This is a genomic window from Metabacillus dongyingensis, from assembly GCF_019933155.2.
GTDB lineage: Bacteria > Bacillota > Bacilli > Bacillales > Bacillaceae > Bacillus_P > Bacillus_P dongyingensis.
In genome coordinates this window covers 4,686,178-4,698,916 of sequence record NZ_CP082944.1, presented here as the reverse complement: position 1 = coordinate 4,698,916, position 12,739 = coordinate 4,686,178, and the positions used below count along the sequence as shown (strand labels likewise).

The window sequence follows — 12,739 nt, the reverse complement described above, 5'->3', positions numbered from 1 at the left end:
TGTTAAGATTTTACTAGAATCTAAATTTTGGAGGCAATGTACGTGTATTTAAAAAAAATCACCCTTTTCATGTTTATGTCAGTTGTTTTCGTTTTTCTGCTCCCGTCACTGTCTCAGGCCAGCACGCCTGATTTTAATAGCGTGCAGCAAAAAGTCAGTCAGAAGTGCAAGTATAATCCGCAAACAGAATACGGGAAGTTCATTCCTTATCAAACAGGAAATTGTCTTTTGACGAATGCTGCCTTGGAGCTTGAAGTTCCTGCGGAAATTGTAAAAGCTGTTGCGACTAAAGAAAGCATTGACTGGCAGCAATTTAAAAACGGAGAACCTATTCTATCTGGCGATGGCGGTATAGGCATCATGCAGATAACGGTATACCCTGCAGCAGATGAAGAAAATTTGAAAAAGAATGCGATTTTTAATATCTACTCAGGGGTTAAGAGATTAAAAGACTACCTGACTGTACCTGTCGGCTCCAATCAATCTGCACCTCTCGTGCAAAAGGACGATCCAGCTGCATCATATCTTGAAAGATGGTATTTCTCTGCCTTGCGGTACAACGGAATCAAGCCTGAGAACAGTCCTCTCGCAATATGTGAAGGGAATGGGGAAAGAAATTCTGGAGCTTATCAAGAAGAACTATTTGAACTGATTAAGACTGATGAAGGCAAAGGGATACAGGATATCAATACTAAGATTGCCTTAATTGATATGAAGCCTGCAGACTTCACTTATACTTGTAAAACTAGTGAAAATATTACTTTCAATAAAACAGATTTTAAACTAAATGCTCAAATGACAGAAACAAAGCATCTTTTTAATAAAAACGATACTCTTATCACGTTTAATGAAGATGCCGCAGATCCAAAAATTCGTCAGGGCGCAACTGGGTCTTCTCCTGTAGTTAAAGCAGGAAAAGGGATTGTTGTAAAACCCACTGGGGAATTTGTTTATGACAGCAGTGCCGGTTCATCCAACCATTTCGTCTGGTATCCAGTTCAGGTGAAAGATTCACAAACTAAAGGATATGTAGCATCCAGTTATTTAAAACGTATTTTAACGAGATTGGAAGGCGCGAGCCGCTATCATACAGCTGCAGAAATCTCTAAAGAGGGCTGGAAGCAGTCAGATACAGTGGTTCTTGCGACAGGAAGAGATTTTCCCGATGCTTTATCAGGAACGCCTTTAGCTGCAAAATATCATGCACCTCTTCTGTTAATAGACGGCAAATCAAAAACCATTCAATCAAAGAACAATCTTCCGGCTAAACAAGAAATCACAAGATTAGGAGCCAAAAAGGTTATTATTCTTGGCGGAAATGGTGCAATACCATTAGAGGTAGAAGGCGAACTTCGGGGATTAGGCTTATCAGTTACCCGTATTTCAGGATCTAATCGATTTGAAACTTCAGCTAAAATAGCAGAAAGTCTGCCTTCCACTACAGCAATTGTTGCCACAGGAAGAAATTTCCCTGATGCTATATCTGTTGCGGCTTATGCATCTAAAAAAGGCTACCCAATTCTGCTCAGCGAAGTGGACACGATCCCTGAAAAGATTAAAAAGTCATTAACAACAATATCTAAGACAGTCGTAATCGGAGGGGAAAATGCCATTTCAGCTAAAGTATTTAATGAGCTGAAAAGCAAAAATGCAATAAGAATCAGCGGTAAAAATCGATATGAAACAAGCATACAAGTTGCCCAGCAATTAAAACTGGGGCAAAACGAGATCTTCACAGCAAGAGGAGATCAATTCCCGGATGCACTTTCGGGAGCGGTTCTCGCCTCAAAGAATAATGCATCTGTTCTGCTTGTAAATGATACATCATCAAAAACTTTAATCGACAAGTATCAATCGGCTACTATTCTTGGCGGACAGGGAGCAGTAAATGCTGACATCGAAAAAGAAATGATCAGCCTATTAAAAAATTAAACTCTGCTGCTAGACATAGACTGTCAGGTCCTCATCTGACAGTCTTTCTGCATTTTATAAAGAATTTAGTAAAATAAAAATAATTCCCCGGGAAAAGTGTTGAAAAATGCCTGAGAAAAGTCGAACGGCATCAGGACTTTTGCCCCTCCCTTCAAAATCTATTCCAATATACAAATCAATGGATATTTATAATCTTTGTTTAGACGCAGAGCTGTCATCATTTTTTATCTGTTTTTCACTTTAAAACACTGATGCATCAATGTATAACGAGCATCTTAAGGTCCTGGTTTTTGTCGGAATTTGTCCTTAGCACACTAGTGAATAAAAGTTTTCGTAAATGTTTGACTATTCAATATTTTACAAATAAAATGAAAGAGTAAATAATTTCTATATATGTTAAAGGAGGGATAAATTAGTATTTTTTTAGTGAAACACACTGCTAAATTACTAGGGGGGTCAAGTAGTTGAAGGTTAAACTGAAAAGATCGGTATTTTTACTGTTCGCGTTCTTGCTGGTTTTCTCAAATGCAGCATTAGCAGCGGTTCCGACACCGCAAAAGGGAAATGCCAATACTGAGGTTAAGAAAAATGCCGGCAAGCAATCTATTAAAAAATCAGACGCTGAAAAACAATATAAGAGTACGGACAAAGTTCGTGTAATTGTCGAAGTCGAGGGCGAGCCCGCAATTACATATGCAACAAAGCAAGGAAAGAAATTCGGTGCTCTTGCAAAATCAAAGCAGGAAGAGCTGAAAGCAAACGCTTTGAAGGAGCAAAATGCGGTTAAAAACCAAATCGCTACTAAAAGCATCGGAATGAAATTCGAGCAGGAGTTTACAACTGTAGTCAACGGCTTCTCCGGAGAAGTTGAATATGGAAAGATCGCTTTGCTTGAAAAGTTAACAGGCGTTAACAAAGTAACGATCGCTCATGAATACGATCGTCCGGCTGCAGAACCTGAAATGAAATACAGTAAAGACTTAGTGGAAGCACGCGAGTCTTGGGATTTAGGCTATGACGGTGAAGGAATGATCGTAGGTATCATCGATACAGGGATCGATCCAAGTCACAGAGACATGATTCTAAGTGAAGATACAGTTCCTGCTTTAACAGAAGGTTCTGTAGGAGATGCTGTTTCAGACCTTAACTTGCCAGGAAAGTTTTACACAGAAAAAGTGCCGTATGGTTATAACTATATGGACGAAAATGAAGAAATTCTTGATTTAGGACCAGGTGCATCGATGCATGGAATGCACGTAGGGGGAACGGTTGGCGCAAATGGAGATGAAGAAAACGGCGGATTAAAAGGCGTGGCTCCCGAGGCACAGCTTTTAGCTCTGAAAGTTTTCGGAAATGATCCTGAAATGCCTTCTACATGGAGCGATATCTATGTGAAAGCAATTGATGATTCCATTCAATTGGGGGCAGATGTATTGAATATGAGCTTAGGCTCAACAGCATCATTCGTGCTGCCTGAAGATCCTGAGCAGCAAGCTATTGCAAGAGCAGTTGAAAACGGAGTGGTCATGTCTGTTTCTGCAGGTAACTCAGCTCATTTAGGAAACGGCTGGGCAAATCCTTATGCAAGCAATCCTGATGTGGGATTAGTTGGATCTCCGGGTCTTTCTTATGATTCCCTGCAGGTTGCTTCCATTGAAAACTCAACAATTGATCTTGATGCGATGAAAGTTCAAGTAGACGGCGCTGATTTTGGAACTATTGGGTACCAAAAACAGGACGGACCGAAATTCCTTGATAAATTCAAAGGTCAAAAGCTTGATATTGTGTATGTAGGAGATGGACAGCCTGCACAATATGAAGGGAAAGATGTAAAAGGTAAAGTTGTCTTTGCCGTTCGTACAGGGGGATATTTCTATGCAAATATCCAGAAAATGGCTGAAGCGCAAGGCGCTGCCGGTGTAATCATCCGCGGATTGCCTGCACATGGCGACTATGTAAGCATGGCTTTAGACAAACCTTCGATTCCATTAGTTTCTTTAAGCATTGCAGATGGTAATGCCCTTGAAGCTCAAGCGAAGGAAGGCAAGAAACTTGAAGTGACATTTGGAGATGACAAAGTAGCTGCTCCAAATGCTGATGCAGGAAAAATGTCTGCCTTTACATCATGGGGAGTGACTCCTAATCTTGATTTCAAACCTGAAATCACAGCTCCGGGCGGAAAAATCTTATCTACATTCAATGATAATCAGTACGGAATTATGAGCGGAACGTCGATGGCTGCACCTCATGTGGCTGGAGGATCTGCGATTGTGCTTGAGCGCGTAGACGAGTTATTCAATTTAGAAGGTGCAGATCGTGTCCTTATGGCGAAAAACATCTTAATGAATACATCTCAGCCTGTTATCGATAAAGGATTGGTTAATGACGCTTTTAAATGGGAACTTCCTTATTCTCCTCGCCGTCAAGGTGCGGGATTAATGAAACTCTATTCTGCACTTAATACACCTGCAGTTGTAACAGAACCAAAAACAGGTGAAGGAAAAGTGGCATTGAAAGAAGTTGGAGATAAAGTGGAATTTTCGCTTGATCTTAAAAACTTCAGTGACAAAGCCGTTTCTTATGACGTAAAAGCAAATGTTCAAACGGATTTCGCCAATAAGGGATCTCTCGGATATGACTATGATGAGCTTGAAACACAACAATTACTAGATGCTGTTATTAAAGTAGACGGCAAGGACACTGCAAAAGTAGAAGTTGCTGCCGGGGAAACAAAAACAGTAAAAGTCACACTTGATACTGAAAATGCAAAAGTCTTAGGGGATGACTTTGAAACTCCTGTACCAGTGAAGGATGTCTTCAAAAACGGTTACTTTGTAGAAGGATTCGTGACATTCTCTGCTGAAGGTTTATCACAGCTTACCGTACCTTATGTAGGCTTCAATGGAGACTGGGGTAAAGCTCCAATTCTTGATGCGATGAACTTTGATGCTGAAAACGAAACTTTCTATGGGATTTCTGGAGTTGTAGCAAAGGATGGCGAAGACTTCAATTTCCTTGGATATGATGCGTTTAACGAAAAAGTTCCATTCGATGGAAGCAAAATTGCGATTTCTCCGAATGGCGACGGCAGCAATGACCAGTTAATACCGGTTCTTTCATTCCTGCGAAACGCTAAAGAGGTAAAATACAATGTTCTTGATGAGAACAAAAAACAATTGCGTACTATTCGCACGGAACTTGAGGTGCGCAAGCATTACTATGATGCAGGCTCAGGTTCAATGTACACGCTAAATCCTGCAAACCAATGGGATGGAAAGGTGAAAAACGCTCTTGTAAAAGACGGTCAATATTACTTTGAAATTGCTGCAGCTGTAGATTATGCAGGGAAAGCGCCTCAAAAGGTTCACGTTCCTGTTATCGTGGATACAGTTCAGCCAACTTTAAATGCCGAATTTAAAGATAATAAAGTAACATTTGGTGCAGCGGATGAGCGTTCAGGAGTTGCATACATTGATGTTCTTGTTAACGGCCAATCTGTCGTTGGCAAAGATAAAGAAGGAAATCCATTAACACTTGCGCCAACAACAACGGAATTCAAGCTTGAGAATCTTGTGACAGGTTCAACTGTAACGGTTCTTGCAGTAGACAATGCAGGCAACACATCTGCAAAAGAGTTCAAAGGTGTGAATGATGGGACAATTCCATCAATCATTGCCGAGCTTCCTGAAGCCCTCGGAACATATGATACGAATGAAGTTCCTGTAAAAGGCTATGTAACAGATGAGTCTAAAGTGACTAACTTCACGGTAGACGGCCAATCAGTTGAATTGAAATGGAATGCTGAAACAAAACGCTATGAGTTTGAAACGACTCTTACACTAGAAGATGGATTCCATAAAATCAGAATTGCAGGTTCAGATGAAGCAGGCAACGAAATTTCTTTCTTAAAGCAATTCTTCGTTGACACAACTGCACCTGAGCTATCTGTAAGTGCACCTGCAAGTGTAAGTGCTGCTGCAGAAAAAGCAACAATTACAACAAATGTTTCGGATAATTTTGATGAGCTTCGGGTGGCTGTTGACGGGGACGAGGTCTTCTACAACATGCTGAGAGAGCCATATGAAATGCGAGGCATTGAGAAAGAAATCAAGACAGAAGTTGCGCTTCAGCCGGGTGAAAACACATTCATGGTAGAAGCGACTGACTTAGCTGGCCACAAAACAGTTAAAGAAGTAAAAGTATACCGCGGAGATGATAAAGTTAGCCGCATCAGCGGAGAAAACCGCTATGAAACAGCAGCAGCCATCAGCTCTGAAGGCTGGGAAAGCTCTGAGCTTGTCTTCCTTGCAAAAGGACAGGAATTTGCTGATGCATTGGCAGGTGTACCGCTTGCAGCTCAATATGATGCTCCAATATTATTAACAGATTCAAAAGGGTTATCAGGAGCTGCAAAAGCTGAGCTTGAAAGGCTGGGTGCAGAAACAGTTGTGATCCTTGGCGGAACAAGCGCTGTTTCTGTAAAAGTAGAAGATCAATTAGAAAATATGGGTCTTGAAGTAGACCGCATCTTCGGTAAAGACCGATGGGCAACTGCCGCAGCAATTGCTAAAGAAGTCGCTCCGGATGGTTCAGAAGATGCAGTTGTTGTAAACGGAACAAGCTTTGCAGATGCTCTGGCTGTTGCTTCTTATGCAGGTCAGTACGGTATGCCGATCGTATTGTCTCAAAAAGATAAACTTCCTGCTGCATCAAGTAAGGTTCTTGAAGAACTGGGAGTTGAACATACATTGGTAGTCGGAGGCCAAGTGGCTCTGTCTGACAGTGTGTATAAAAAACTTCCAGATGCTGAAAGAGTGTATGGAAAAGACCGCTATGCAACAAGCGTAGCGCTTGCAGATTACTTTGAGCCATCATTAGATGTGGTATATGCCGCAACTGGGCAAAACTTTGCAGATGCATTGGCGGGAGCAGGATTAGCTGCTAAGCATGAAAGCGGAGTAATCCTTGTTGGCAAAACCTTATCTTCAGAAGTTAAAAATTTCTTCGGAGGCAATGAAATTGGACAAGTGAAAGTGTTTGGAGGAAAAGGGGCTGTATCTGATGAGGTCCTTACTGAGATTCATAAATTGATCCAATAAAAAATTCAATTACCTTCCAGCTGCTGGGCTTATTGGCTCGGCAGCTTCTTTTTGCTTATCTGACAAAAGATCTATGTCCTCTAATGCCTTAATGCCTAATTAGCGTTAATGGACATAATCTTATAAGAATGAGAGATTGCGGGTGCTATAATAGGAGAGTAGTAGCGAAAATTGTAGAAAAAGGAGAGTGAATGATGAAAAGCAGCAAGTCATGGGCACTGGGCGTCTTTCTATTTTTAATGCTCTTATTTGCCCCGAATACGGGTTTTGCTGAAAAAGTCCTTGTTATTGATCCTGGTCATGGAGGGAAATTCAGCGGTACATGCGGTTTAACTGGGAACACGACTGGTTTTTGCGAGAAAAAAGCCAATCTGATTGTGTCGCAAAAAGTGAGAGATTACCTTATAACTAGCGGCATTAAAGTTTATTTAACAAGAGATACGGATATGGAATTTGCACCATATTTGAAGAAAGCGGACGGTAGTACAGATGGCGGTGACTTCGATCTCAGAATGCAAAAGGCGAACAGTTTTGCAAAAGGAAATAATGATAACAGCGTATTTATTTCCATTCACCATAATGCTCATCCAAGCAACCCCTACGTAAAAGGATACGAAACCTACTTTTATAATGGCGTAGACCACGCTAAGGAAGAATATCCTCACGATCCCCTGCAAATCAGATACTTAGCAGATAATCAGCGTTTAGCAGGTGAAATTCATCCGGCTGTTTTAGCTAAATTAGGTTCAATCGACAGAGGAATTGCCGATGATCAAAGCTTCTATGTCATCCGCAATGCACAAATGCCTGCTGTCTTGGTGGAAATGGGCTACATGACCAATCGTGAAGAAGAAGCACGAATTAAAACGTCAGATTTTCAAAATAAGGCAGCTCAAGCCATCGCTTCGTCCGTCGTGAATTACTTTAAAGTCTATGAAGTATACGATTCCGGCAATCATAAATTATTAACGACGAAATCGAAGGATCAGGCGCTGCAATTTGCCAAAAAACAGACGAAACCAGTCAGAGTGTTTGATAAGTATGCTCAAAAAGATATCTATAAAACAAGCACTCTATATGAAGTGCACCACAGAACGAATGGAAAATTAGGAGAGTTCTATACATCAAGCGAAGCTATGGCTTTTGCACAACGCTACAGGAATACGAGACTAGTCTATAAAAGCAACGGCTTTACCCTTTGGTCGAACTTCCTGCCTAAAAAATATGATCTCTATGTAAATGGTGCAAAGAAAGCAGGCTACGTCGATTTTGAGCACGCACGTTACATTGCAGGAAAAAATGCGCCAAATGCGAGAGTTGTAAATAATATTTCAGGTGAAGTAGTATTCACAAATATCGCAAACGATAAAGTTACAAGAAAGCTGCCATTAACGAAATTAGTTGGTGCAGATCGTTATCAAACAGCAATCAATGTTTCTAAGAAAATGTATCCTGCAGGTTTTGCAGACAGTAAACCGGATAAAACCATCATTATTGCAACAGGCACAGGATATGCTGATGCATTATCAGCAGGTCCCCTATCAAGAAAGCACGGGGCAGCGCCAATCCTTTTAGTAAAAGGAACTGGAATGGATTCTTACATAACAAATGAAATCACCCGTCTAAAAGCAAAAAAAGCGATCATCATTGGCGGTGAGGGTGCCGTCTCTAAAGGTATTGCCGCACAGCTTCAATCAATGCATCTGACGGTTGAAAGAGTAAGCGGAGCGAATCGTTTCGAGACAAATCAGCTTATTCTAAATCAAATCGGAAATGTAGATGGCTACTTTGTCACATCAGGACGAAACTATGCGGATGCTCTTGGCGCAGCGCCTATAGCTGCTCAGAAAAACTGGGCCATTATGCTGTCCGATACAAATAGTCTTTCAAGTGAGGCAAGAGTGAAACTTAAAGGCAAGCAGGCTCTTATTCTTGGAGGAAATAGCGTTCTCACTTCAAATATTGATACTCAGGTAAAAAATGCAGCTCCAGCAAGCTATGCACGTTTAGCTGGTAAAGACCGCTATGAAACACTTGCAAAAGTACTGTGGCGTTTTGATCCATATCTAAACTCAGATTCTATTTTAGTATCAACCGGAGCAAACTTCCCGGATGCATTAACAGCAGCACCTTTATCATTAGTGACAAAGGCACCGCTGATCCTGGCAGGTTCAACGTTTAACAAATCCCTGGAAACATACATCATGGAATATGGCGGCAAGCATCATATGAAGGAAGTTACGCTTATCGGCGGAGCTGTACCTGATGTGATAACAGGCGAGATTTTCAACAGAGTAAGATAATTCAGATTGATTCGGGCCCACATAAGCCCGAATCTTTCTTAAGTTAAGGATGATTAAAATGAAAAAAATGCTGTCTGTTTTTTCTCTAATTCTCTTATTTTTAGCAGGATGTGCAGCAAGTGAAGAAGAGGCAGGAAAGCAAGAGGAGCAGAAAGAGAAGAAAGCTTCAGTGACTGAACCTATTGATAAAGAAGAACCAGTTAATAAAGAGTCTGATCAAACTCAAACATCGTCAAAAGAAGAACCTGATCAAGAAAAGGCAGAAGAAAATGATCAGAATTCAAAAGGTGAAACAGAAGTAAGTTCAGAAGAAAAAACGGAAAAGCCTAAAGAATCTCCAGAAAATACCGATAAAAAAATGGAGAGTGAACAAAGTACGGCAGGTCCATTTTTGGAATATCGTCCTGAGACGGGAGCAAAAAAACAATTTAAAGAAGGCGGTGTCGTTTTACTCACAGAAAATGTAGTGGCAGCTAATGAAGAGTTTGTTCAAATTGCACTGACATTGGGTGACTCAACAACCACTCAAATTTTTAAATGGACAGGTTCCGAAATTACCCTCGTATATGAGGAGCGTGATCTGCAGGATCATTCTGTCAGTCTGCTGGATTCATTTGAACCGAATATGAATGAAAAGCTGCTGGGCGATGGTGCGGATTGGAAACTGCTTGAAAAATCAGCTGCAGTTGAAACAGATTACGGAAAACTGAAAAATGTTTTCGTCATTCAGAAAATATCAAATGAAGTAGTAGACGAGGAAACCATTTTCACAAGATATTATGCTCCTAAACTCGGACTCGTAAAAGAAGATTTCGAACTTACCGGAGAAAATGGGTACAAGGGTGAGTCAAGTTTGTCTTCTGTGGAATAAACTGCTAATGCTAGAAGCTCTCAATCTATCATAGCGGAGGAACTACTTTTGAATAAGGCTTTTATGTCAATTGTTGCATTAACTCTATTCTTTTTGTTTGCGGAAGAAAATGCGTTTGCTGCTAATAGTAATCCTTCAGAAGTGTCTGTTAATCTCAAACACTATGTCGGCAATGCCAAGGAAGTGACGGTATTGGTTGAAGGTGAATACTATTTGTCCGGAGAAAATGATTTTAAATTAAAAGAAGGCAATACCTATAAAGTCAAAAATGAAAATGGCGCATTGGTCTTGTATAATGGCAGCGTTAAGAAAAAGACTCTAAACAGTTCTGCAGCGTTTATGCCTGCAAAATACGGTACAGGAAATTATATGAAGATCAATGGCCGTTCTTATTTAGGCACGATGAAATTCAAGGTTGAAAACAGTCAATATGTCCGACCGGAAAATGAGCTGCCTCTTGAAGATTATTTAAAAGGGGTTGTACCGGGCGAAATGCCTGCAAGCTGGTCTGTTGAGGCATTAAAAGCTCAAACTGTAACAGCTAGAACGTACGCATTAAAAAGAATGAACCAAACGATTGATGATACGGTGAGCTTTCAAAAATATGAAGGGTATATTTGGACATCTTCCCTTTATAACAATACGAATGAAGCGGTAAACCGCACAAAAGGCCAAGTTCTGAAGATAAATGGGAGCTTGATTGACGCACTGTACAGTTCAAGCAACGGCGGAAAAACAGAAAATAATGCAAATGTATGGACGAGCGGAACACCGCTTTCTTATTTCCCTGCAAAAAATGATCCGTATGATCCTAGAGTAAGCTGGACAATCAGAATGAACGAATCACAAATTGACCCGGCATTGCTTGATTTAACAAAGCCAGGCTATTGGTGGGGAACGGTCAAAGAAAAAGACGCAAAGTATTCAAACAATATTAAGACTTGGTTAAAAACAGACAAAAACTTCACTGGCAAAGACCTCAAAATTGTTAAAGTGACGAAGCTTGCTGTTTCTAATGAAAAAACAAGCGGAGATCGACGTAAAACAGGAAGCTACCGCATTGAATTTTATGTCAAAAATGCAAATGGCACCTATCAAATGAAAGACGGCAAGATTGAAACCGTCGTTAAAGAAGGTACAAACGTTAACGTCTCTACCCTTCGCTCTATGTTCGGCACTGTGGATTTCAAAAGTCATCTGATTGATTCGCTGACATATGAAAAAGGTGTCTATACGTTTAATGGCCGAGGGTTTGGCCATGGAGTCGGAATGAGCCAGTACGGCGCAAAGGTAATGTCCGATCAAAACCAAAACTACATGGAAATCACCAATTTCTATTACCCTGGCACAAACTATGATAATTATATCGATCAAGCCGTTGAAGAAATTGAAGGCGAAGATCGCTATGAAACAAGTGCAGCCATTGCCGAGTTCGGCTGGTCATCTGCAAACACGGTCTTTATCGGCAGAGGAGACAACCCGGTAGATGCATTAACGGGAAGCGTCCTTGCAAAGAAATACAACGCACCACTGTTATTATCAAATCCTAATCAATTATCTGAGTCAGTTAAAAAAACATTAGCGAATCTGAATCCTGCATCCATCTATATTCTTGGCGGCAAATCAGCTATCTCGGACGCAGTTGAAGCCGAACTTAAGGCAATCGCTGCAAATGTTCACCGCATCAGCGGTTCAACACGGTATGATACGGCAGCTGCTGTGGCAAAACAAGCAGGCCACTCAGGCTCGATCTTTATCACATCCGACAGCAGTGACTCACCGGATGCTTTATCGATTGCATCGTATGCAGCTGCTGAACAGATGCCGATTCTTTACACAAAAACTTCTGCTGTTCCAAAAGCAGTAACGGATTTTATAAGAGGCAGCGGTGTACGCAAAGTAACGATTGTCGGCGGCGAGACAGCAGTCTCAGCAAGCGTTCAAACACAGCTTGAGGCTTTAGTAGGTCCAGGCAATGTTGATCGCGTTTACGGAAAAAACCGCTACGAAACCAGCGTGAATATCGTGAAGAAATACAATCTGGACAATCGCAAAGTCTTCTTTGCAAGAGGTACAGAATTTATTGACGCACTTCCTGGATCCGTACTCGCAGCGAATAATCGCGCACCAATAATTCTAGTGGAAAAAGATACAGTTCCAGTGCCTGTCGCAAGTTACATTTATGATCACATGACATTCATTCCGCATATTCATTACCTTGGCGGAAAAGGAGCCATCTCAGAGCAAACTCGCAGCAGTCTGCAAAACTGGTTTCTTCAATAAAAGTTATTAATAAAAACTGGCCCTAAAATCGTTGAAAAGCGTATTAGGAGTCAGTTTTTTTTATTCTTTCAGAAATGATGCCGTTTTTTAACAATGTTGAGGCCTAGCTCAAATCTTTCATACTATACGAAATGCTATCTAACTATCCGGAACGGAACCGGGATCTTCCTATCAGAAGGCCAATCTCATTATCCGAAACAAACCCGGACTGATCTGCCGGACAATTATCTGATGCTTTTTGTGTTTACCAA

At 41.0% G+C, this 12,739-nt stretch carries 5 protein-coding genes; all 5 read left to right on the top strand.

Annotation, left to right across the window (positions count from 1 at the left end; all coding sequences use genetic code 11):
- Positions 1 to 42 precede the first annotated feature (42 nt).
- The 5 genes from K8L98_RS23250 (at position 43) to K8L98_RS23230 (ending at position 12,488) form a co-directional block, all read left to right on the top strand.
- Positions 43 to 1,932, top strand: a complete 1,890-nt coding sequence (locus K8L98_RS23250) for a cell wall-binding repeat-containing protein (RefSeq protein WP_223438497.1) — start codon at positions 43 to 45, stop codon at positions 1,930 to 1,932.
- Between the two features lie 464 nt (positions 1,933 to 2,396).
- Positions 2,397 to 7,031, top strand: a complete 4,635-nt coding sequence (locus tag K8L98_RS23245) for a cell wall-binding repeat-containing protein (protein ID WP_223438495.1) — start codon at positions 2,397 to 2,399, stop codon at positions 7,029 to 7,031.
- A gap of 194 nt (positions 7,032 to 7,225) precedes the next feature.
- Complete coding sequence (locus K8L98_RS23240) at positions 7,226 to 9,334, top strand: cell wall-binding repeat-containing protein (RefSeq protein WP_223438493.1); 2,109 nt, start codon at positions 7,226 to 7,228, stop codon at positions 9,332 to 9,334.
- 58 nt (positions 9,335 to 9,392) lie between these two features.
- On the top strand, positions 9,393 to 10,205 hold the full coding sequence (locus tag K8L98_RS23235; RefSeq protein ID WP_223438491.1) for a hypothetical protein: 813 nt from the start codon (positions 9,393 to 9,395) through the stop codon (positions 10,203 to 10,205).
- Positions 10,206 to 10,253: 48 nt separating this feature from the next.
- Positions 10,254 to 12,488, top strand: a complete 2,235-nt coding sequence (locus K8L98_RS23230) for a SpoIID/LytB domain-containing protein (RefSeq protein ID WP_223438489.1) — start codon at positions 10,254 to 10,256, stop codon at positions 12,486 to 12,488.
- The last annotated feature ends 251 nt before the right edge of the window (positions 12,489 to 12,739 follow it).